The sequence below is a fragment of the Anaeromyxobacter sp. Fw109-5 genome (assembly GCF_000017505.1).
In the GTDB taxonomy this organism is placed as follows: Bacteria; Myxococcota; Myxococcia; order Myxococcales; family Anaeromyxobacteraceae; genus Anaeromyxobacter.
Genome location: NC_009675.1, coordinates 275,382 through 297,131 on the forward strand (window position 1 = coordinate 275,382; position 21,750 = coordinate 297,131).

Annotated in this window: 21 protein-coding genes; 19 read left to right on the plus strand and 2 right to left on the minus strand. The window is 73.8% G+C overall.

The window, feature by feature from the left end; translation table 11 throughout:
• Positions 1–4: 4 nt before the first annotated feature.
• Positions 5–1,429 (minus strand): NAD(P)/FAD-dependent oxidoreductase, encoded by a 1,425-nt coding sequence (locus ANAE109_RS01215; RefSeq protein ID WP_041448711.1) that lies wholly within the window; start codon positions 1,427–1,429, stop codon positions 5–7.
• Positions 1,430–1,681: 252 nt separating this feature from the next.
• Between ANAE109_RS01215 and ANAE109_RS01220 the strand changes: the two genes are divergently transcribed.
• The 12 genes from ANAE109_RS01220 (at position 1,682) to ANAE109_RS01275 (ending at position 14,860) form a co-directional block, all read left to right on the plus strand.
• Positions 1,682–3,640 carry an FAD-dependent oxidoreductase gene (locus tag ANAE109_RS01220; protein ID WP_011984564.1) on the plus strand — a complete coding sequence of 653 codons (1,959 nt, stop codon included), beginning with the start codon at positions 1,682–1,684 and terminating at the stop codon, positions 3,638–3,640.
• Positions 3,637–4,143: a ubiquinol-cytochrome c reductase iron-sulfur subunit gene (locus ANAE109_RS01225; protein ID WP_011984565.1), complete on the plus strand. Its 507-nt coding sequence runs from the start codon at positions 3,637–3,639 to the stop codon at positions 4,141–4,143. The genes ANAE109_RS01220 and ANAE109_RS01225 overlap by 4 nt, the downstream gene beginning before the upstream one ends.
• Positions 4,144–4,153: 10 nt before the next feature.
• Positions 4,154–5,500: a cytochrome b N-terminal domain-containing protein gene (locus ANAE109_RS01230; protein ID WP_011984566.1), complete on the plus strand. Its 1,347-nt coding sequence runs from the start codon at positions 4,154–4,156 to the stop codon at positions 5,498–5,500.
• Positions 5,501–5,502: 2 nt separating this feature from the next.
• Positions 5,503–6,732: a cytochrome c family protein gene (locus ANAE109_RS01235; RefSeq protein WP_011984567.1), complete on the plus strand. Its 1,230-nt coding sequence runs from the start codon at positions 5,503–5,505 to the stop codon at positions 6,730–6,732.
• Between the two features lie 19 nt (positions 6,733–6,751).
• Positions 6,752–8,695, plus strand: coding sequence for a Sec-dependent nitrous-oxide reductase (gene nosZ, locus ANAE109_RS01240; RefSeq protein ID WP_011984568.1), 1,944 nt, complete (start codon positions 6,752–6,754; stop codon positions 8,693–8,695).
• Complete coding sequence (locus ANAE109_RS01245) at positions 8,692–9,378, plus strand: hypothetical protein (protein ID WP_011984569.1); 687 nt, start codon at positions 8,692–8,694, stop codon at positions 9,376–9,378. Before nosZ ends, ANAE109_RS01245 begins: the two co-directional genes overlap by 4 nt.
• The gene (locus tag ANAE109_RS01250; RefSeq protein ID WP_011984570.1) at positions 9,375–10,754 is read left to right on the plus strand and encodes a nitrous oxide reductase family maturation protein NosD; all 1,380 of its coding nucleotides are present in this window, start codon (positions 9,375–9,377) and stop codon (positions 10,752–10,754) included. Before ANAE109_RS01245 ends, ANAE109_RS01250 begins: the two co-directional genes overlap by 4 nt.
• Positions 10,751–11,650, plus strand: coding sequence for an ABC transporter ATP-binding protein (locus ANAE109_RS01255; protein WP_011984571.1), 900 nt, complete (start codon positions 10,751–10,753; stop codon positions 11,648–11,650). Before ANAE109_RS01250 ends, ANAE109_RS01255 begins: the two co-directional genes overlap by 4 nt.
• Positions 11,647–12,090 carry a nitrous oxide reductase accessory protein NosL gene (locus ANAE109_RS01260; RefSeq protein WP_011984572.1) on the plus strand — a complete coding sequence of 148 codons (444 nt, stop codon included), beginning with the start codon at positions 11,647–11,649 and terminating at the stop codon, positions 12,088–12,090. Before ANAE109_RS01255 ends, ANAE109_RS01260 begins: the two co-directional genes overlap by 4 nt.
• Entirely contained in the window at positions 12,087–12,932 is an 846-nt protein-coding gene (locus ANAE109_RS01265) for an ABC transporter permease (RefSeq protein WP_011984573.1), read from the plus strand. Before ANAE109_RS01260 ends, ANAE109_RS01265 begins: the two co-directional genes overlap by 4 nt.
• Positions 12,933–13,085: 153 nt before the next feature.
• Positions 13,086–13,664 (plus strand): RNA polymerase sigma factor, encoded by a 579-nt coding sequence (locus ANAE109_RS01270; protein ID WP_041448715.1) that lies wholly within the window; start codon positions 13,086–13,088, stop codon positions 13,662–13,664.
• The gene (locus ANAE109_RS01275; RefSeq protein ID WP_011984575.1) at positions 13,661–14,860 is read left to right on the plus strand and encodes an anti-sigma factor; all 1,200 of its coding nucleotides are present in this window, start codon (positions 13,661–13,663) and stop codon (positions 14,858–14,860) included. The genes ANAE109_RS01270 and ANAE109_RS01275 overlap by 4 nt, the downstream gene beginning before the upstream one ends.
• A 65-nt stretch (positions 14,861–14,925) precedes the next feature.
• Here ANAE109_RS01275 and ANAE109_RS01280 read toward each other — a convergent pair whose 3' ends face one another.
• A complete protein-coding gene (locus ANAE109_RS01280) occupies positions 14,926–16,308 on the minus strand; it encodes an MATE family efflux transporter (protein WP_011984576.1) in 1,383 nt (460 codons plus the stop codon).
• Positions 16,309–16,415: 107 nt separating this feature from the next.
• On the opposite strand from ANAE109_RS01280, the gene ANAE109_RS01285 reads away from it, so the two are divergent.
• From ANAE109_RS01285 to ANAE109_RS01315, 7 genes are all read left to right on the plus strand, one after another.
• The gene (locus ANAE109_RS01285; RefSeq protein ID WP_011984577.1) at positions 16,416–17,516 is read left to right on the plus strand and encodes a glycosyltransferase family protein; all 1,101 of its coding nucleotides are present in this window, start codon (positions 16,416–16,418) and stop codon (positions 17,514–17,516) included.
• An 8-nt stretch (positions 17,517–17,524) separates the two neighbouring features.
• A complete protein-coding gene (rlmH, locus tag ANAE109_RS01290; RefSeq protein WP_011984578.1) occupies positions 17,525–17,986 on the plus strand; it encodes a 23S rRNA (pseudouridine(1915)-N(3))-methyltransferase RlmH in 462 nt (153 codons plus the stop codon).
• Positions 17,987–18,103: 117 nt separating this feature from the next.
• Complete coding sequence (locus ANAE109_RS01295; protein ID WP_011984579.1) at positions 18,104–18,505, plus strand: hypothetical protein; 402 nt, start codon at positions 18,104–18,106, stop codon at positions 18,503–18,505.
• Positions 18,506–18,621: 116 nt separating this feature from the next.
• On the plus strand, positions 18,622–18,915 hold the full coding sequence (locus tag ANAE109_RS01300) for a type II toxin-antitoxin system Phd/YefM family antitoxin (protein ID WP_041448036.1): 294 nt from the start codon (positions 18,622–18,624) through the stop codon (positions 18,913–18,915).
• On the plus strand, positions 18,912–19,301 hold the full coding sequence (locus ANAE109_RS01305) for a PIN domain-containing protein (protein WP_041448037.1): 390 nt from the start codon (positions 18,912–18,914) through the stop codon (positions 19,299–19,301). Before ANAE109_RS01300 ends, ANAE109_RS01305 begins: the two co-directional genes overlap by 4 nt.
• A gap of 138 nt (positions 19,302–19,439) precedes the next feature.
• Positions 19,440–20,990 (plus strand): 2,3-bisphosphoglycerate-independent phosphoglycerate mutase, encoded by a 1,551-nt coding sequence (gene gpmI / locus ANAE109_RS01310; protein ID WP_011984581.1) that lies wholly within the window; start codon positions 19,440–19,442, stop codon positions 20,988–20,990.
• Positions 20,987–21,724 carry a ComF family protein gene (locus ANAE109_RS01315; RefSeq protein WP_011984582.1) on the plus strand — a complete coding sequence of 246 codons (738 nt, stop codon included), beginning with the start codon at positions 20,987–20,989 and terminating at the stop codon, positions 21,722–21,724. Before gpmI ends, ANAE109_RS01315 begins: the two co-directional genes overlap by 4 nt.
• The last annotated feature ends 26 nt before the right edge of the window (positions 21,725–21,750 follow it).

A 21,750-nucleotide genomic window follows, 5' to 3' on the forward strand; every position in this document is an offset into this window, starting at 1 on the left:
CGCGCTACCACAGCCTCCGCAGCGCCGTCTGCGCCGCGTGGTACCCGCACATCCCGTGGACGCCGCCGCCCGGCGGCGTCGAGGCCGAGCAAAGGTACAGCCCGGGCACCGGGGTGGACCAGGGGACGAGCCGCGCCGCGGGCCGGAACAGCGTCTGTCCCAGGGTGTTCGCGCCGGCGCCGACGTCCCCGCCCACGAGGTTGGGATCGTCGGCCTCCAGCGCAGCCGGCCCCCGCACGGCGCGCGTGAGGACGCGCTCGCGGAACCCCGGGGCGAAGCGCTCCAGCTGCGCCTCGAGCGCGCCGAGCGCGTCGCCGCCGAAGCCGCTCGGCACGTGGCAATAGGCCCAGGCGGTGTGCTTCCCGGGCGGCGCGCGCGGCGGGTCGAAGAGCGTGTGCTGCGCCACGAGCACGTAGGGGCGCACCGCGAGCTCGCCGCGCCAGACCGCCGCCTCGGACGCCGCGATCTCCTCGAGCGTGCCGCCGAGGTGCACCGTCCCCGCCCGCGCGCACTCCGCCGCGAGCCACGGGATGGGCCCGTCGAGCGCGTAGTCCACCTTGAAGGCGCCCGGCCCGTAGCGGAAGCGCGCGAGCGCCCGGGCGTACCGGCGCGGCAGCCGGTCGCCGGCGACGCGGAGCACCTGGCGCGGCGTGAGGTCGAGGAGGGTGGCGCGGGTCCGTGGGAGCGCGGCGAGGCTCCTCACCTCCTCGCCCGTCACGATCTCGCCGCCCGAGGCGCGGAGGAGCGCGGCGAGCGCGTGCGGGATGGCCTGCGCTCCGCCGGCGGGGAACGGCCAGCCCTCCGCGTGCGCCGCCGCACCGAGCACGAGCGCGAAGGCGGCGCTCGGCGCCCGCTCGAGCGGGAGCTGCGCGTGCGCGGCGAGCCCGGCGAGGAGCGCGCGCGCCCTCGGGCCGCGGAAGCGCGCCCGGGCGAGCGCCGAGGCCGGCACGAGGGCCGGCAGCGCGAAGCGCGCGAGGAGGAGGGGCCGGCGGGGGACGCGGACGAGCCCGCCCAGGAGCTCGTCCATGAGCTCCGGGAAGCGCTCCGCGAGCGGCGCGAAGAGCGCGCGCCAGGCCCGCGCGTCGCCGCGGTCGAGGCTCCCTCCCGTGGCCTCGAACGACCGCGACAGCAGGGCGGCCGTGCCGTCGTCGAACGGGTGCGCGACGGCGATGGGAGGCTCGACCCACGTGACGCCGTGCGCCCCGAGCGGCAGGCGGCGCAGGAACGGCGAGCCCGCCGCGAGCGGGTGGATCGCCGAGCAGTGGTCGTGGTGGAAGCCGGGCAGGGTGAGCGACAGCGTGCGCGCGCCGCCGCCCACCTGCGCGTTCCGCTCGACGACGCGGACCCGCAGGCCGGCAGTGGCGAGCGCCACGGCGGCCGCGAGGCCGTTCGGGCCCGCGCCCACCACGATGGCGTCGGGAGCGCTCACCGGCTGGTCGTAGCGGCGCCGGCCGGCCGCCGCGAGTGCCCGCGCCGGGGGAGCGCGGAACGGCGCGCGCCGGAGCGAGCCGCTCGGAGGCATGGCGGGGGAGGGTACGACCGGGCGTGCGCCAGTCGACCCGCAGTGCGAGCGGGGCCGATCGCCGCGCCCCAACGGCCGCGACCTCGGGGCGCCGTCACGGTGCCGAAGATCCAGGGTCCCGACCGGCGCCGCCAAGCGCCGATCGAGCTGGGGGGCTTCATGGCGATCCGTGCCCGGGTTCCGGAGCTCGAGGACTGGAAGGCACAGGTGAAGTGCCAGGCCGGCTGCCCCGTCGCCACCGACGCGGGGCGCTACGTGCAGCTGGTCGCGGCGCGGCGGTACGAGGACGGCTACCTCGTCGCGCGGGCGCCGAACCCGTTCGCCTCCGTCTGTGGCCGCGTCTGCGCCGCGCCGTGCGAGGACGCGTGCCGGCGCGGCAGCATCGACGCGCCCATCACCATCCGGGCCCTGAAGCGGACGCTCTCCGAGCGCTTCGGCGTCGAGTCCGTCCACCCCGACACGCAGGATCGGCTGCTCGAGGCGCTGCTCCCCGAGGGCAACCGCTACGTGGGCCATCTCCCCGTGGCGCCCTTCTCGGCGCGCGGCCCGGAGGCCCGCCGCAAGGTGGCGGTGATCGGCGCGGGGCCGGCCGGCCTCTCCGCGGCGCACGATCTCGCGCTGCTCGGCTATGCCGTCACGGTGCTCGAGGCCTCGGACGAGCCGGGCGGCATGATGCGCTTCGGCATCCCGGAGTACCGGCTGCCTCGCGGCGTCATCCGCGCGGAGATCGAGAAGATCCTGTCGTTCGGCGTGACGCTCAGGACCGGGACGCCGCTCACCCCCTCGTTCGGGCTCGAGGCGCTCCGCCGGGACGGCTTCGAGGCGGTGTTCCTCTCCGTGGGCGTGCAGAAGGGCCGCGATCTCGAGCTGCCCGGGGTCGACCTGGACGGCGTCGTCAAGGCGGTGGACTACCTCCTCAACGCCAACCGCGGCTACCGCGTCGACCTCGGGCGCAAGGTCGTCGTCATCGGCGGCGGCTTCGTCGCGTTCGACGCCGCGCGCATGGCGCTCCGCCTCGGCCGCGAGGAGGCGCCGGAGATCGGCGCGCGCCTCGGCGAGGAGGTGGACGCGAGGATGAAGGAGGCGTTCGACGCCGCGCGGGAGGCGGTGCGGGGCGGCGCGACCGAGGTGACCATCGTCTCGCTCGAGAGCTTCGCGGAGATGCCGGTGCTGCGCACGTCGCAGGGCCACGAGGAGTTCGAGGAGGCGAAGCGCGAGGGGATCCGCTTCGAGCCGAGGCGAGGCCCGAGGCGGTTCCTGGGAGAGAAGCGGCTCGAGGCGGTGGAGCTGAGGCGCGTCATCTCGGTCTTCGACGAGGCGGGCCGCTTCTCGCCGCGCTACGACGACGCCGACGTCCTCGCGATCCCCGCCGACGCCTGCGTGCTCGCCATCGGCCAGCGCGCGGAGCTCTCCTTCCTGAAGCCGGAGGACGGGGTCGAGGTCACGCCCGGCGGGACCATCAAGGTGGACCGCGCCACCCTCGCCACCAGCGCGCCCGGGGTGTTCGCCGGCGGCGACGTGGCGTTCGGGCCGCGCAACCTCATCGAGGCGATCGCCAACGGCAAGCGCGCGGCGCGCTCGATCCACGAATACCTCTCGCGCGAGGCCGCCCGGGTCGAGGCGCTCCTCGAGATCGAGAAGATCCCCACCCGCGAGTACCGGATGATCGCCGGGTTCGAGGTGCTCGACCGCAGGCCGCCGCCGACGCTCGACCTCGGGCGGCGCACCGGCGTCGCGGAGGTCGAGATCGCGTTCTCGGAGGAGGAGGCGATCGCGCAGGGCGCGCGCTGCCTCGTCTGCCACGTGCAGACGATCTACGACCCGGAGAAGTGCGTCCTCTGCGGGCGCTGCGTGGACGTGTGTCCGGAGTACTGCCTGTCGCTCGTCCCCATCGAGGAGCTCGAGCTCCCGGAGGAGGAGCGGCGGGCGCTCGTCGCGCTCGCGCGCGCCGACGGGCTGCCGCTCTCGGCGATGCTGAAGGACGAGGAGAAGTGCATCCGGTGCGGGCTCTGCGCCATCCGCTGCCCCACCGACGCGATGACGATGGAGCACTTCCAGATCACCGAGCGGTACGGGGCCGCGGGCGAGCGGGCCGCGCCGCGCGAGAGGTCGTCATGACCGAGCGGAAGGATCGGCGGGAGTTCCTGAAGGGCCTCGGCATCGGGGCGGGGGTCGTCGCCCTCGGCGGGCAGTCGGTCGCCGCGCTGCGCTCGCTCGTGCCGAACGTCTCGTACGACGCGCCCACCACCGTGAAGATCGGCGCGCCCGGCGAGTTCCCGGACGGGATGAAGTTCCTGCCGGAGCAGCGGCTGTTCGTGTTCCGCGAGGGGAAGGTGTTCCACGCCATCTCCGCCGTCTGCACGCACCTCGGCTGCACCGTGCGCGCCGAGGCGCTGCCGCGCGCGGAGACGAAGACCGTCGAGGGACAGCCGCTCAAGCTCACGCACCGCTTCCTCTGCCCGTGCCACGGCTCGCGCTACGAGGGCGACGGGCAGAACGTGGCCGGACCCGCTCCGCGCCCGCTCGACTGGTACCACCTCGAGCTCGCGCTCGACGACGGACAGCTCGTGGTCGATCTGGCGAAGCCGGTGGACCGCGACTTCCGGCTGACCATCGCCTGAGGAGGACGTCGTGGCCACCGCTCCCCGAACCGGAACGTCCCCGCCCGCCGCACCCGGCGTGCACCCGCGGCGGTTGTGGAGCCTCCGCCCGGCGTCGGATCGCCAGGCCGGCGACGCGATCGTCGCGAACTTCCTCCTGCACTGGTTCCCCGCGAAGGCGCTCCGCGCCTCCCTCGACTGGCGGTACTCGCTCTGGCTGGGGACCGTCTCCGCGGCGCTCCTGCTCCTGCTCGTCGTGTCGGGCCTGCCCCTGCTCTTCCTGCACGTGCCGTCGGTGGAGCGCGCCTACGGGTCCGTGAAGGACATCGAGTACGTCGTCACCTTCGGCTCCTGGATCCGCTCCGTGCACCGCATCGCGGCCCACCTCATGGTGGCGGCGGTGTTCCTCCACCTCGTCCGGGTGTTCCTCACCGGCGCGTACAAGAACGGGACGGGGCGCGGGCAGCACCGAGAGTGGAACTGGGTGCTCGGCGTGGTGATGTTCCTCGTGACCCTGTTCCTCAGCTTCACGGGCTACCTGCTCCCGTGGGACCAGCTCGCCTACTGGGCGGTCACCGTGGGCACCAACATCGCCTCGGCGGTGCCGCTCGTCGGGGCGGAGGTGCGCGAGCTCCTGCTCGGCGGCCGGAACATCGATCAGCCGACGCTCATCCGCTTCTACGTGCTGCACGTGATCGTGCTGCCCGGCGCGCTCGGCGCGCTGTTCGCCTACCACATGTGGCGGATCCGCAAGGACGGCGGGCTCGCCTGCGCGGACCGCGCCGCCGCGCTCCCCGCGCCCGCGCCGGACGCGCCGGGCGCGACGAAGACCTACTCGCTCCTCGGGATCGCGCGCGGCACGGGCCCGACGATCCGCGCCACCTCCGTCGAGGCGCCGCTCACCACGGTGAACTCCGTCCCCGACCTCACGCGGCGGGCGGCCATCGTCGTCCTCGGCACCATCGCGGTGGTGAGCATCCTCGCGGTGCTCATCCGCTCGCCGCTCGAGGAGGCCGCGAACCCGCTCGTCACGCCGAACCCCGCCAAGGCCCCCTGGTACTTCCTCTGGCTGCAGGAGCTCGTCACCGACACCACCTTCCGCATCGGCTCCTTCACGGTGAACGGCGCGCTCGTGGGCGGGATCATCCTGCCCGGGATCCTGGTGACCGTCATGGCGATCTGGCCGTGGCTCGATCGGAGCCCGCCGGAGGCCGCCGGACGCTGGATGCCGAGGACCCGCCGGACGCAGAACGCGGTGTTCCTCGTGATCGTCCTGCTCGTGCTCCTCCTCACGTACGTCGGGCTGTTCGTCCGAGGGCCGTACTGGAACCTCTACTGGCCGTGGGAGGCCTGGCCCGACATGCCGGGCCGGATCTGATCATGGAACAGCGCAGCCCATCGCCGTACCGCAGCCGTGACCGGCTGGTGCTCGCACTCGTCGGAGTCCTGCTCGTCGTGTCCACCGCCCTGTTCGCCTGGAAGGACTGGGTCCACGACTGGCGCTACTACCAGTGGGAGTTCAAGCGGCGCGTCGCGGGTCAGCTCGGCGAGGACAAGGCGTCCGCCATACCGTCCGGCATGCTGCAGGTCTGGGTCCCCGCGCTGCAGCGCGCCGACCGGTGCGTGATGTGCCACCAGGCCACCGCCTGGAAGGGCTTCGAGGGCGCCGAGGAGCCATTCCGCACCCACCCCCCTGCCATCCTGGCGTCTCACCCCGTCGAGCGGTTCGGGTGCACCGCCTGCCACGGCGGCCAGGGGTACGCGGTCGACGTCGAGGAGGCGCACGGCCCGGTCCAGCACTGGGAGGAGCCGGTGCTCGGCGAGTTCCTCGGGGAGGGGTACTCGCTCGCGGGCGACCGCGGCGCGCTCCTGCAGATGAACTGCAACGTCTGCCATCGCTACGACCGCGCGACGAAGGGCGCGGACGCCATCAACCTGGCGAAGCGGCTCGTCGGGGAGAAGGGTTGCCGCGCCTGCCACGTGATCAACGGCCGCGGCGGGAACATCGGGCCGGATCTCACCTTCGTGGGCGACAAGGCGCCGGAGCAGTTCGACTACACGCGCCTGCTCGGCCAGCGGACGATGTTCGCCTGGCACGTGGCGCACTTCCGGGAGCCGAAGGCGCTCGTGCCCGACACCGTCATGCCGAACTTCAACTTCTCGACCGAGCAGGTGCAGGCGCTCTCGATGCTCGTCATGTCCTGGCGCAACGAGCCCGTGCCGGCCGCCTACCTCGCGGGCGCGCCGCGGACCGATCCGCAGACCCCTCAGGAGATCGAGGAGGAGCGGCGGATGCTCACCGGACCGGGGGCGTGGTTCGTGAAGACCGGCTGCTTCGTCTGCCACAACGTCTCGTCGCTCGGCGTGAAGAGCCCGGCGCAGATCGGCCCCGATCTCTCGAACGCGGTCGAGGACGTGCAAGCGCGCTTCGGCCGCACCGTCGACGACTTCCTGCGCGCGCCGACCGGCACGATGTCGGTGGTGCTCTCGCGGCAGATCGTCCTCACGCCGGCGGAGCTCGAGGTGGCGATCGGGAAGGTCCGCGAGGCTTACGCCGCGTGGCTGGAGCAGCAGAAGGCGAAGGGAGAGCCCGCGCCGGCCCGGCGCTGAGCGTGGCACAGGAGGCACCATGTCGTCCTCGAAGAGCGTCTCGAAGCCACTCGCGATCGCCGCGGTCCTGGTCGCGGCGGCCGCGGTCGCGGTGCGCTGTGCGCCCAGGGAGCCGAAGGGAGCGAGGCGGGAGGCCGCCAAGTCGGACGTCTCGGTCGCGGCGCAGAAGACGTACGTCGCCCCGGGGGATCTCGACGAGTACTACATGTTCTCCTCCGGCGGTCACTCCGGTCAGGTGTTCATCTATGGCCTCCCGTCGATGCGCCACCTCGCGACCATCCCGGTGTTCGCGCCGTACCCCGCCACGGGCTACGGCTTCGACGACGAGACGAAGGAGATGCTCGGGAAGCTCACCTGGGGCGACGTGCACCACCCGGCGCTCTCCGAGACCAAGGGCGACTACGACGGCCGCTGGCTGTTCGTGAACGAGATGAACGGCCGGATCGCGCGCATCGATCTGCGCGACTTCAAGACGCGGCAGATCATCGGGCCGGTCCCGAACGTCTCCGGGAACCACGGCTCGGCGTTCGTCACCCCCAACACCGAGTACGCCATGATGTCCTCCCGGTTCTCGATCCCCATCCCCAAGGGGACGGCCGTCTCGATCGACAAGTACGCGAGCGAGTACAAGGGCATCGTCGCAGGGATCAAGATCGACCCGGAGTCCGGGAAGATGTCGCTCGGCTGGCAGGTGGCGCTCCCGCCGTTCGACTGGGATCTGGGCGACGCCGGCAAGCTCGTCTCCGACGGGTGGATGTTCCTCACCTGCTACAACTCCGAGCGCGGCACCGGCAAGCTCGAGGTCACCGCGTCGCAGCGCGACCGGGACTACATCGCGGCGATCAACTGGCGCGAGGCGGAGAAGGCCGCTGCCGAGGGGAAGGGCGACCTCATCGGCGGGGTGAAGGTGCTCGACCCGCGCAAGGTGCCCGGGCTCGTGTACCTCATGCCCTGCGGGAAGTCGCCGCACGGCGTGGACGTCTCGCCGGACGGCAAGTACATCATCGGCTCAGGGAAGCTGCAGGGCGTCACCACCGCCTTCAACTTCGAGAAGGTCCTCACCGCGATCAAGAACAAGGACTTCACCGGCGAGGAGGACGGCATCCCGGTCCTCAAGTACGAGTCGATCAAGGACGCCGAGGTGCCGGTGGGGCTCGGGCCCCTTCACACGCAGTTCGGCCCGGACGGCTGGGCGTACACCTCGCTCTTCGTCGACAGCGCGCTCGCGAAGTGGAAGCTCGGGACCTGGGAGGTCGTGGACAAGGTCCCCATGTCGTACTCGACCGGCCACCTCTCCGCCGCCGAGGGTGACACCGTGTCGCCCGACGGGAAGTGGCTCGTGGGCCTGAACAAGCTCTCCCACGGGCGCCACCTGTCGGTGGGGCCGTCGCAGCCCGAGTCCTCGCAGCTGGTGGACATCTCCGAGGACAAGATGAAGCTCGTGTACGACGCCTTCACCGAGCCGGAGCCGCACTACGCGCAGATCATCAAGGCGGACAAGGTGAAGCCGATCGAGGTCTACAAGAAGGAGGAGAACAAGAACCCGCTCGCGGTGTGGGACGTGAAGGACACGGGCGCGAGCCGCAAGGGAAACGAGGTGGTGGTGAAGATGACCGCGGTGCGCTCCACCTTCACGCCGCAGCTCATCGAGGTGAACCAGGGCGACACGGTGAAGGTGGCGGTGACGAACATCGAGCAGACGACGGACGAGCTGCACGGCTTCGGGCTGCTCGACTACAACATCAACCTCGTCGTCGATCCCGGCGAGACGAAGGTCGTCACGTTCAAGGCCGACAAGCCGGGCGTGTTCCCCTACTACTGCACGAACTTCTGCTCCGCGCTCCACCAGGAGATGCAGGGCTACCTCGTGGTCCGGCCCGCGCGTGCCGCGGCGCCGGCCGAAGGCGACGAGGGCGGTGGCGCGCGGGCCGGCCGGGAGGAGACCAGGAGGGGACCGCGATGACGCGCCTGCTCGAGAGCAGCCACCGCGCGCTCTCGTCGCCGGTCGGAGGCACGCCGCGGGCGCTCGTCCTCGCGGCGGCGCTCCTGCTCCTGCCCACCTACTTCCTGCCGCTCTGGAACCTGACGATGTTCGCGCCGCAGTACCAGGGCGGGCTGCGGCTCGACATCTACAGCTACAAGCTCGAGGGCGGGAACGAGGGCCAGGATCTGAAGGAGATCAACCTCCTCAACCACTACATCGGGATGCGAGATCTCAGGGAGGACGACTTCCGCGAGTTCCAGTGGATGCCGTTCGTGATCGGCGTCCTGGCGCTGCTCTTCCTGCGCGCGATCGTGATGGGCCGGCTGCTCGACCTCGTGGACTCGACGGTCCTGTTCGCCTGGTTCGCGGGGTTCTCCGGGTGGTCGTTCGCGTACAAGCTGTACAGATACGGGCACGACCTCGCCCCGACGGCGCCGGTGAAGGTGGACCCGTTCATGCCGCCGCTCTTCGGCGGGACGCAGCTCGCCAACTTCGAGGTCTACTCGTACCCCGCCGCTGGATCGTACGCGCTCCTCGCGGCGGGGCTGGCGCTCGTCGCCGCCCTGCTCCTCGCGGCGCGCGCGGCGCTCCGGGAGGCGCGGGCTGCACGCGGCGGGACGTCCCCGGCCGGCGCCTCCTCGGCCCGGACCGCCGCACGATGATCGCCGCGGCCCTGCTCCTCGCCGTCGCCGCGGGCCAGGGCGACATGCCGGCGATCCCGGCGGGGGACGTCGAGGGGCGGCCGCCGCGCGGCGAGGCCTCGCCGCTGCAGGCGCGGATCGACGCGGCGCCGCCTGGCGCGCGCGTGGAGGTCGGGCCCGGCGAGTACGCCGGCGATCTGTTCCTCGACCGCCCGATCCACCTCGCCGGCCGCGGCCGGCCGCGGCTCGTCGGGGCCGGCAAGGGGAGCGTGGTCCGGATCCGCGCCCCGGGGGTGGTGATCGAGGGGTTCGACATCGACGGGCGGGAAGGCGGTGACCTCGGCCGCGACTCGGCCGGCGTGCACGTCGCCGCGCCCGGCGCCGTGGTGCGCGACTGCCGGATCGAGCGGGCGCTCTTCGGCGTGTACCTGCGCGAGGCGCACGGCGCCCGCGTGGAGGGGAACACCGTCCACGGCATCCCCGGGAAGGAGCCCGGCGAGAAGGGCTCCGGCGTCCACGTGTGGAACACCGAAGGGTTCACGCTCGAGCGGAACGTGGTGTGGCACGCGCGCGACGGGTTCTACATCCAGTCCTCCCCGCACGGCGTCATCCGCGGCAACGTGGCGCGCGAGCTCCGCTACGGGCTCCACTACATGTTCTCGGACGACAACGTGTTCGAGGAGAACACGTTCGAGGCGAACGCGGCCGGCGCGGTGCTCATGTACTCTCGACGGATCGAGTTCCGCCGCAACCGCTTCCTGCACAACCGCGGCTTCGCCTCGGTCGGGCTCCTGTTCAAGGCCTGCGACGACGCGATCGCCGAGGACAACCTCTTCGCCGACAACGCGCGCGGCATCTTCCTCGAGGGCTCGTACCGGAACGTCTTCCGGCGGAACGTCGTCGCGGAGTCGGACGCGGCCATCGTGCTCTACGACTCGTGCGGCGAGACCCGCTTCGAGGGGAACGCCTTCATCGGGAACCTCACCTCCCTCGACCTGGTCGGCCGCCGGACCGACACGAGCTTCGACGGGAACTACTGGTCGGACAACGACCAGCCGGATCTCGACGGTGACGGGAGGAGCGACCGGCCCTACGTCCTCGGCAGCCTGTTCGACCACCTGCGCGGGAACCTCGCCGCGGCGGACCTCCTCGCCCAGAGCCTCGCCGCCGCCGCGCTCGCCGCGGCGGAGCGGAGCTTCCCCGTGCTCGCGCCCATCCAGGCGGTGGATCGCGCCCCGCTCGCGCGCGCGCCGCGCCTGCCCGCGGTCCCCACCGTTCGGTCGGCCGGGCGGCGCGTCTCCGCTCCCGGCCTCGCCGGGTCCGCGGCGGCGATCGTGCTCGGTCTCGCCGTGCTCGGCGGCGGCCGAAGGTCCGGGCGCGCAGAGGAGGAGCGGTGATCCGGTTCGAGGCGCTCTCGAAGCGCTACGGCCCGAACCGCGCGGTCGAAGGGCTCACCCTCACGGTGGGGGCCGGAGAGGTGGTGGCGCTCCTCGGCCCGAACGGCTCGGGCAAGACCACCTCGCTCAAGGCGGCGGCCGGGCTCGTCCGTCCCACGTCGGGGCGCGTGCTCGTCGGCGATCCGGGCGTCAGCGCGGCCGAGCCGCGGGCGCGGCGAGCGCTCTCGTTCCTGCCGCAGAAGGTGAGCTTCCCGGACGCGCTCACCGGCGCGGAGGTGGTCGAGTTCTACCGGCGCCTGCGGGGCGGAGCGCCCGGCGCGGCGCGCGAGGTGCTGCGCACCGTCGCCCTGAACGGCGCGGCCTCGCGGGCGATCGGCACCTACTCCGGGGGCATGGTCCAGCGTCTCGGGCTCGCGGTCGCCGCCCTGCCGGACGCGCGCAGCTACCTGCTCGACGAGCCCACCTCGTCGCTGGATCCCGATGGCCTGTGCGCGTTCTACGGGCTCGCCGAGCGCTGGCGCCGCGCGGGCAGGTCCGTCCTGTTCAGCTCTCACCAGCTCGGGGACGTGGAGCGGCTCGCCGACCGCGTGGCCGTCCTGGTGGAGGGACGCCTCGTGGCCCAGCTCGGGCAGCGGGAGCTCCAGGACCGGCTCGTCGGGCGGGGCCTCCTGCGGGTGCGGCTCGATCGCTGCCCGCCCGCGCTGGAGGGCAAGCTCGCGCGGCTCGCGCCCGGTGCGCGCTGGACGGGCGAGGAGGTGATCGTCCCCGGCACGCCGGCGGTGCGCGCCGCGGCGGTGGAGGCGATCCGCGCGGAGGGTCTGGAGCTGCGCGGCCTCTCCGCCGAGGAGGGGCGCCTCGACGCGCTCTACCGCGAGCTCGTGGAGGGGACCGCATGAGGAACGCGTCCGCCGTGCTGCTCGTCGCCCTGTCCTGCTCGCGCGGACCGCCCGCCCCGGCGCCGCTCGACACGCGCAACGACGCCTGCGCGCAGTGCCGCATGGCCGTGTCCGACCCACGGTTCGCCGCCCAGCTCGTCGCGGCGCGCGAGGAGCCACGGTTCTTCGACGACATCGGCTGCCTGCGCGACTTCCTGAGGGCGCACGCGTCGCTCCCGGACGGCGCCGTCGCGTACGTGGCGGACCACCGGACGCGGGCGTGGGTGCGCGCCGCGGCCGCCCGGTACACGCGCGACGACGCGCTCGCGACGCCGATGTCCTCGCACCTCGTCGCGCACGCCGACGACGCGTCGCGCGCCGCCGACCCCGAGGCGGCGCGAGGGGTCCGGATCACCGTCGCGGAGGTCTTCGGGCCGGGCGGAGTCCCCGACGCCCGATGACGCCGCCGCTGCCATCTCCGCTCCTGCTCGTCGCGCGCCAGGAGCTGCTCCTCGCGGCGAGGTCGCGCTGGACGCAGATCTTCGCGGCGGTGTTCGCCGTGCTCGCCCTCGGCGTCGCGTTCTCCGGGTACGTCCTCTCGGGTGGGAGCGGGTTCCAGGACTTCGCCCGGACGAGCGCCTCGCTCGTGCAGCTCGTCGCGCTGGTCGTGCCGCTGGCGTCGCTCCTCATGGGAGTCCTGTCGCTCGCGCCCGAGCGGGGGACGGTCGAGCTCCTCTTCGCGCAGCCGGTGGCGCGCCGCACCATCCTCGCCGGGAAGCTGCTCGGCCTCCTCGCGGCGCTCGCCGCGGCGCAGGCGGTCGGGTTCGGGCTCGCGGGCCTCGTCATCTTCTCGCAGGCGGGCGAGGCGGGGGGCGCCGGGTACGCGCTGCTCGTCCTCGGATCGATGGTGCTCACCGCGGTGTTCCTCGCCGTCGCGGCGCTCGTGGCCTCCGGTGCGGTCGGCCGCAAGCGCGCCCGCGCGATGGCGGTGGCGATCGTGGTCTGGTTCGCGGCGGTGGTCCTCTTCGACCTCGCAGCGCTCGCGATCGCCTCGGTGCTGCCGTCGGGGACGGCCTCGCGGCTCCTCGCCGTCTCGGTGATCGTCAACCCCGTGGGCGCGGTGAGGACCGGGGCGCTCCTCGCCATCGAGGGGACCGCGGCGTTCGGGGCCGCGTCGCTCGCCTTCCTGCGCTTCACGGGCGGCGAGCCGGGCGCGGCGGCGGCCCTCTGCGCGTCGCTCCTCCTCTGGATCGCCGTGCCGGCGCTCCTCGCCGCTTGGAGGCTCGGGCGCATCGATCTGTAGGGGGCCGAGGCGGGGCGCGGGATCCGCCTGCCGGCGAGCGGGCGGGCGGGCGGGCGCCGGCGTACAATGGGCGTAGATCGAAGTCGCGCCTGGCGCGTTCACCGCGCAGGGCCCGGAGCACGCGTGGCGGCGGACGAGAGCGACGAGCGACTCATGCTGCGGTTCCAGGCCGGCGACGCGCGGGCCTTCGAGGCGCTCGTGGGCCGGCACCGCACCCCCGTCTTCTCGTTCCTCGTGCGGCTCACCGCCGACCGCGCGCGCGCCGAGGATCTCTGTCAGGAGGTGTTCCTCAAGGTGGTGAAGGCGTCGAGGACATGGGAGGAGCGCGCGCGGTTCCGGACGTGGCTCTACGCGATCGCGCGGAACCTCGCGGTGGACGAGGCGCGCCGGGCCGCCTTCCGCAGGGCCGAGCCGCTCGACGCGCCAGGCCTCGCCGGCGCCGCGGCGTACCCCGCGGGCGATCCGGCGCCGGACGCCGCCGCCGAGGCGGCGCTGCTCCGGCCCAAGCTCGAGGCGGCGCTCGCGGCGCTCCCGGACGAGCAGCGTGAGGTGTTCCTCCTGCGCGAGTACGCGGGCCTGCGCTTCGCGGAGATCGCGGACGTCACGGGCACCCCGGAGAACACGGTGAAGAGCCGCATGCGCTACGCGCTGGAGGGGCTGCGCGAGGCGCTCGCCGCCCTCGGCGTCGGCCCCGAGGTCCCGGTTTCCGCGGCAGGAGGCGCCTCCCCATGAGCCACGAGCGCTTCAGCGAGCGGATCCTCGACCTCGCCTACGGCGAGCTCTCGCCGCGCGAGGCGGGCGAGGTGGAGGCGCACGCGGCCACGTGCGCCGGGTGCGGCGCGGAGCTCGCGCGCATCCGCGCGACGCGGCGGCTGATGGCGGCGCTCCCGGACGAGCGGGCGCCGGACCGGGGAGAGGGCGTCCTCCTCGCGGCGGCGCGCGAGGAGGTGCGCGGGCGCGCGCCGGCGCGGAGCTGGTCGCGCTGGAGGTGGTCGACGTCCGTCGTCGCGGCGCTCCTCCTGGCGGTGGGGGCCGTCTCGTATCGCCTCCTCGAGATGAGACCCGCCGCGGAGCGGGGCGGCGAGGAGCTCCTCGGGCGCGGACGATACGCGGAGGCTCCGCCGAGCCCGGAACCTTCCGGCGAGGGGGTGGCGAAGGCCGAGGCGCCGGACGAGGCGCTGAACGACATGCGCGCAGAACCTCCCTCCGTGGCGCAGGCGCCCCGGCCGGAGGGGGCGGCGCGGCCGCGCGCGGAGCTGGCCGCCCCCACCCGCCGCGAGGTGCGATCGGCTCCGACCCCTGACGCCCAGGGGAAGCACGCGGCGTCCGCCCCGGCCCGCGAGGAGGAGGCCGCGCCCGCTGCGCGCCGCGCGTACGCGGAGGCCCCGGCCGACCCGAGCCGTGCCGAGGACGCGGAGGTCGCGAGCGCCGCGGCCGGCGCGGCGGAGGAGGCGGCGGGCTTCGCGGCGCCGCCCGAGCGCGCCCCCGAGGCGCCGTCGCGGAGCGCCGTCGCCGCAGCGCGTCCTCGGAGCGCCGGCGCACCGGCCGCGGCGCCGGCGGCCGCGCCGGAGCCTGACGGCGCCGCCGAGGCCGCCTCGTCGGCGGACGCGCTCGAGCGCTACGCCACGCTGAGGGCGCACGGGGCGCTGGCAGGCGAGATCCGCACCTTCGTCGGCTGCGAGGGCGAGGCATGGCGAAAGGTGGAGCGCGATCGCCAGGGCCGGGTCGTGAAGTACGTGCGGGAGGGGCGCATCGGCGGGGCCCGCGTCCGGGTCGAGCACCTCTTCGACGCGGACGGACGGCTCGCCGCGGTGCGGGCCACCGACGTGGAGCGGGGCGCCGCAGTCGAGCCCGGCGCGCTCGGGCTCACGCTGCCGCGCCACGCCGGCGAGGCCGGCGCCGACGCGCCACCCCGCTGCGAGCGCTGACTCCCCGCGCGTCGTGAAGAGTCCCCGGCCGTCGCGATGGCGCCGCGGATGGTTCACCGGCCGCTTCAGGGCGCCTCGGGCACGAGCTCGATCCGCCGCCAGGCGCCGGAGCGGAAGCGCAGCAGGAGCGCCAGGGCGAGCAGCGCCAGCCACAGCACCAGCCATCCCACGGCGACCACCTCGCCCGCGCCGAGCTCGCGCACCGAGATCCAGGTCCCCGGGACGAAGACCGCCCAGCCGAGGGTGACCCGCATCCACATGACGAACGCGGTGTCGCCCGCCGCCCTCAGCGCCTCTCCGAGCGACATCGCGGCGGCGTCGAAGAGCTGCCAGGCCGCCGCGAGGAGCAGCACGCGCCGGCCGATCGCGACGAAGGCGCTCCCCGGTCCGGCGCCGGTCGCGAACGGCGCGAGGATCGCCTCCGGCGCGAGGACGTACAGGGCGCCGACGAAGAGCTGCCAGGCGGCGCTCACCGCGAACGTGACCGCCACGAGGCGCGGGACGCGGTCGGCGTGGGACGCGCCGATCGCCTGACCCACCAGGATGGCGCCCGCGCTCGCGAGCGCCCACGCGGGCATGAACGCGACCGTGTTCACCTGGAGGATCGCCATGAGGGCCGCGAGCGACGTCGTCCCGAGCTCGACGAACACCACGTTCACGAAGAAGACGAAGGCCAGGACCTCGAAGAACCAGTTGACGCCGGACGGCACGCCGAAGCGGAGCAGCCGCCCGAGCTCCCGGGCGCGGAGCGTCCCGGTCCCGGTCCGGCGTCCCTCGCGCACGAACACCGCCAGGAGCCCGGCGAACGCGAGCGCGGTCGAGAGGGTGCTCGCGACGGCGGCGCCCGTGACGCCGAGCGCGGGCAGCCCCAGCCGCCCGTCGATGAGGAGCCAGTTGCCTGCCACGTTCAGCACCATCGCCGCGAGGTTCGCGCGCATCGGCAGCCGCGTGTCGCCCAGGCCGCCGTAGTAGTTCGAGAGCGCCTCCAGCCCCACCACCGCGCCGGCCGAGAGGAGCCGGATCTGGAGGTAGCCGCTCATGAGCGCGCGCACGTCCGGCGCGTAGGCGAAGGCCTCGAGGGCGCGCGGCGTCGCGAGCGTGCCCAGCACGCCGAGCACCTGCGCGCCCGCGGCGACGGCGAGCCCGTACCAGCCGAAGCGCCGCGCCCCGGCGAGGTCGCCGCGCCCGAAGAGCTGGGACGCGAAGCTCTGGACGACGAACACGATCCCCATCGGCAGGATGACGATCGAGAAGGCGTTCGTCGCTCCCGTGGTCGTCGCCGCGAGCGCCGCCTCGCCGAGGTGGGCGACCATCACGGCGTCCGCGATGCCCACCACGACCTGGGTGGCGCGGGAGACCACCATGGGCCAGGCGAGCGCGAGGAGGGGGCGCAGGATCGCGCTGCGCCCGGAGGCGCGCGTGCGCTCGGACGGGTGAGGGGCGTCCATCGGCCGCGCAGGGTACCCCGGACCTCGCCGCGCCCGGAAGCGCGGGCGCCCGGGCGGGTCCCCGCCGGGCCCGCGGCTCGGTCTCGCCGCTGCGCTAGATTCACGGGGTGGCGCGCATCCTCTACGGCGTGGCGGGCGAGGGCATGGGGCACGCGATCCGCTCGCGCGTCGTCATCGACCACCTCTCCCGCTCGCACGACGTGCAGGTGGTCGTCTCGGGCCGCGCGCACGGCTATCTCAAGGCGCTGGAGCGAGAGCGCCTGGGGGTGAACCGGATCTGGGGCCTCTCGATCGTCTACGAGGACAACGAGGTGCGGAACTTCCGGACCGTCCTCGCGAACGTCGCGGGGGCGGCCCTGGGCGGCTGGCCGCGCAACGTGAAGGCGTACTTCGACCTCGCCCTGGCGTTCCGGCCGGACGTCGTGGTCTCCGACTTCGAGAGCTGGAGCCACCTGTTCGCGCGGATGCACGGGCTCAGGTGCCTCTCGGTGGACAACAACCAGATCGTGAACCGCGCCGATCACCCGCCGGAGATCACCGCCGGGCACGAGGCCGAGTACCTCGTCGCGAAGGCCGTCGTGAAGGCGAAGCTGCCCGGCTGCTTCCACTACCTCGTCGCGACGTTCTTCCAGCCGGAGGCCGTGAAGCGCCGCACGACGCTCCACCCGCCGGTGCTGCGCCCCGAGATCCTCGCCGCCCGCCCGGAGCCCGGCGACCACCTCCTCGTCTACCAGACCTCCACGTCGAACGAGGCGCTCCCCGACGTCCTGCGCCGCTCGGGGCGGGAGTGCCGCATCTACGGGCTGCGCCGCGACCTCACCTCCGACGAGCGCGACGGCAACCTCCTGTGGCGGCCCTTCGACGAGCCCGCCTTCATCGAGGACCTGCGCACCGCCCGCGCGGTCGTCTCGGGCGGATCCTTCACGCTCATGAGCGAGGCGGTGTATCTCCACAAGCCCATGCTCGCCGTCCCCGTGAAGCGTCAGTTCGAGCAGCTCCTGAACGCCCGCTACCTCGAGCGGCTCGGCTACGGCGCCGCCGCCGAGCTCATCGACGACGCCGTCCTCGCGGCGTTCCTCGGGCGCCTCCCCGAGCTCGAGCGGCGCCTCGCCGCGTACCGCCAGGACGGGAACCGCGACCTCCTCGCCAAGCTCGGCGAGACGATCGCGCGGGCGCTCGTCCCCGGCGACGTCGGCCCACTCCCCTGACGCCCCCGATGCGCCTCCGCGTCGTCGCCGTCGGCAGGGATCGCTCCGGGCTCTACGCGCCGGCGATCGAGGAGTACGCGAAGCGCCTCGGTCGCTACGTGAAGTTCGAGCTCGTGGAGGTCCCCGAGGCGAGGAAGCACGCCGGCACCGCCCAGGCGAGGGACGAGGAGGCGGAGGCGCTCCTCGCGAAGCTGGGCCCGCGCGAGCGGGTCATCGCCCTCGACGAGCGGGGCGCGGAGTGGACGAGCGTCGCCTTCGCGGAGCGGGTGCGGCGCTGGACCGAGGGCGGGCGGGACGTGGCGCTCGTCATCGGCGGCTCCGACGGCCTGTCGCGCGCGGTGCTGGACCGCGCCGAGGAGACGCTGGCGCTCTCGCGGATGACGCTCGCCCACCGGCTCGCGCGGCTCGTCCTCGTCGAGCAGCTGTACAGGGCGATGACGATCCTGAGGGGAGAGCCGTACCACAAGTGAACGTCGTGCTCCGGGCGTGGTCCGCACGGCGCTCGTGACCCGAGGAGACCGCGGCGTCAGTGAGGCGCCCCGCGCGGTGCCCTTGGCATACTCCGCTGGATGCGTGACGCTGCGTTCATGCGCCTCGCGTTCGTCGGCGCGGTCGCCCTCGTCCTGACCGCCTGCGAGATCGACGACGATTGCCGTACCGCGCGCGAGCAGCACCAGCCCGTCCAGCCCATCGGAGTCGCCTGCACGCGCGGCTCCTACGGCGACTGCGCGGAGGACTACGACGACTGTGCCGAGGGGACCTGCCGCCACAGCGACGCCGCGGGTGGGCTCATCTGCACCGTGCCCTGCGACGCCGGGTGCGAGCGGCACGGCCTGTTCTGCGGGACCCAGGGGATCTGCGAGCCCGCGGCGCGGTGCGGGCTCGCGTGCAGCATCATCGGATACTGCTGCTGCACGGCGGGCGCTCCAGGGCTGCCCACGGAGTGCGGCGTCCTCTACTGCGGGTGGGGCCTCAGCAGCTGCGGGTGAAGGGGCCCGGGGAGCAGCTCCGTTCGACGCCCGCCGCGCGGGCCGAGATCCCTGGTGAGGGGTGGTGTCGCCCTGGAACGTTGCGCAAGTAGCTACCGGGCGCTACCTTTGCCATCGTGCGCGTCGTGGGGATCAAGGTTCTCAAGAACAAGCTGAGCGAGTACGTCCGTCTCGCCTCGCAGGGGGAGACGGTCCTCATCGCCGATCGCGACCGCGTCGTGGCGGAGCTCGTCCCGGCCGATCCGCGCCGGAGCGAGATGGTGTCCGACGCGGCGCTCGCCGACCTCGTCCGCCGCGGCGTCGTGACGCCCGCGCTCATGCCGCCGGGCGCCCGTCCCGCGGCGCCTCCCAGGACGGTGCGCCTCGCGGAGCTCCTCGCGGAGCTGGACGCCGATCGCGCGGACCGATGATCTACCTCGACACGTCCGTCGCGCTCGCCGAGCTCTTCGCGGAGGACCGCCGGGCGCCCGACGCGCTCTGGGCGGAGGCGCTCGTGTCGAGCCGCCTGCTCGAGTACGAGCTCTGGACGAGGATCCACGCGCGCGGTGCTGCCCGGACGCACGACGGTCCGGCGCGGGAGGTGCTCGCCCGCGTGTCGTTCGTCGAGCTCGCGCGTCCAGTGCTCGCGCGCGCGCTCGAGCCGTTCCCCGCGCCCGTGCGGACGCTCGACGCGCTGCACCTCGCGACGGTCCACTACCTCGCCGAGGCCGGACAGCGCGTGGCGGTCGCTACGTTCGACGCCCGCATGGCCGAGGCCGCGCGGAGGATGAGCTACCCGCTCGCTTTCGCGCCCTGAACGACGCGCGGGCTCCGCGGCCTCACCGGCGCAGGTCCACTGCGGGTGGGGCGCACCGAGTCGCCGGCGGATTCTCCTGTTGTGGCCCAGGGACGCGAAACCTAAGATCTCGGCTCCCCAAACGTCTCGGAGGAATCCTTGGCCAAGCCGAAGCCCGTGCTGCTCGTCGTCCTCGACGGTTGGGGCCTCCGCGCGGAGCGCGAGGCGAACGCCATCGCGGTCGCGGGCACCCCGAACATGGACGCCCTCGTGCGGGAGTTCCCGCACACCGCCATCGAGACGAGCGGGCTCTCGGTCGGCCTCCCGGAGGGCCAGATGGGGAACTCCGAGGTGGGCCACACGAACCTCGGCGCGGGGCGGATCGTCTACCAGGACCTCGTGCGCATCAACCGCGCCGTCGAGGACGGGTCCTTCTTCAAGAACGACGCGTTGCTCATGGCCTGCCGGCGGGCGAAGGAGAGCGGCGGCGCGCTCCACCTCATGGGGCTCCTCTCCGACGGCGGGGTGCACAGCCACGAGGAGCACCTCTTCGCGCTCGCCGAGCTGGCGCGCCGCGAGGGAGTGCCGCGCACGTTCGTCCACGCGTTCATGGACGGGCGCGACACGCCGCCCAAGAGCGGCCTCGAGTACATGGCGAAGCTGGAGAAGGTCCTCCGCGACAAGGGCCATGGCAAGGTCGCCACCGTCTCCGGGCGCTACTACGCGATGGACCGCGACAAGCGCTGGGATCGGGTCGAGGTCGCCTACCGCGCGCTGGTGAAGGGGGAGGGGCAGCGCGCGCCGGGCGGCGTCGCCGCCATGGAGGCGGCCTACGGCCGCGACGAGACCGACGAGTTCGTGAAGCCCACCGTGGTCGTGAACGGCGACGGCAAGCCGGTGGGCCCGGTGCGCGACGGCGACGCGGTGCTGTTCTTCAACTTCCGCGCCGATCGCGCCCGCGAGATCACGCGCGCGCTCACGGACGAGGGGTTCAAGGACTTCGACCGCGGGCCGGCGCCGCGGCTCTCCGCGTACGTCTGCATGACCGAGTACGACAAGACGTTCCCGCACCCGGTCGCCTACGCGCCGCAGGACCTGACCGAGATCTTCCCCGAGATCGTGGCGCGCGCCGGCCTGAAGCAGCTCCGCTGCGCCGAGACCGAGAAGTACGCGCACGTGACCTTCTTCTTCAACGGCGGGCGCGAGACGGTCTTCCCGGGGGAGGACCGCATCCTCGTGCCGAGCCCGCGGGACGTGAAGACGTACGACCAGAAGCCGGAGATGAGCGCCCGCGAGGTGACCGACAAGCTCGTGCAGGCCATCGGGACCGGCCAGCACGGCTTCGTGCTCGTGAACTTCGCGAACCCGGACATGGTCGGCCACACCGGCCTCCTCGACGCCGCCGTGAAGGCGGTGAAGGTCGTCGACGAGTGCGTCGGCCGGCTCTGGCAGGCGGCGAAGGCGCAGCGGATGGCGATGCTCGTCACCGCCGATCACGGCAACTGCGAGATGATGACCGACCCACAGACCGGCCAGCCGCACACCGCCCACACGCTGAACCCGGTGCCCTTCATCCTCGCAGACCCCGACTTCCGCGGCGCGAAGCTGCGCGCGAAGGGCGTGCTCGCCGACGTGGCGCCCACCGCGCTGCAGGTGATGGGGCTGCCCCAGCCGAAGGAGATGAAGGGGCTCGGGCTCCTGCAGCGATGACGCCGACGGGCTCGACCCCGCCGGACCGCCCGCTCGCGGCCGCGCTGCGCGCGGTGGCCGCGGCGCTGCTCGACCTCGTCTACCCGCCGCGCTGCGCCGCCTGCCGCGAGGGGGTGGCCTCCGAGCCGTTCTGCCCCACCTGCGCCGAGGCCGTGGATCCGTTGCCGGCGGGCTGCGCCCGCTGCGGCATGCCCGGCCCCGACCCGCTCTGCGGCGCGTGCCGCGCCGATCCGCCCGCGTTCGACGCGATCCGCGCGGGCGGGCTCTTCGGGGGTCCCCTCGCCGACGCGATCCACGCCTTCAAGTACGGAGGGCGTCCGGCCCTCGCGCGCCCGCTCGGCGCGTGGCTCGCGCGCACCGCGCCGCTTCCGCCCGGCGCGCTCCTCGTCTCCGTCCCGCTCGCCCGCCGCCGCCGCATCGACCGCGGCTACGACCAGGCCGCCCTCCTCGCCGACGCGCTCGCCCGCGCCGCCGGCGCGCGCGACCGCCGCCTCCGCGGCGCCCTCGTGCGCACCCGCGAGACGCCGCCGCAGGTGGGGAGGACGCGCGCGGAGCGCAGCCGGAACGTCGCCGGCGCGTTCCGCGCCGTGCGGACCCGGGATCTCCAGGGGAAGGACGTGGTGCTGGTCGACGACGTGGTGACGACCGGGGCGACGGCAGACGCGGCGGCCAGGGCGCTCAAGGACGCAGGGGTGAGATCCGTGATCGTGGTCGCGCTGGCGAGGGCAGACTGAGCACTCACACCTGGCTCCCGAAACGG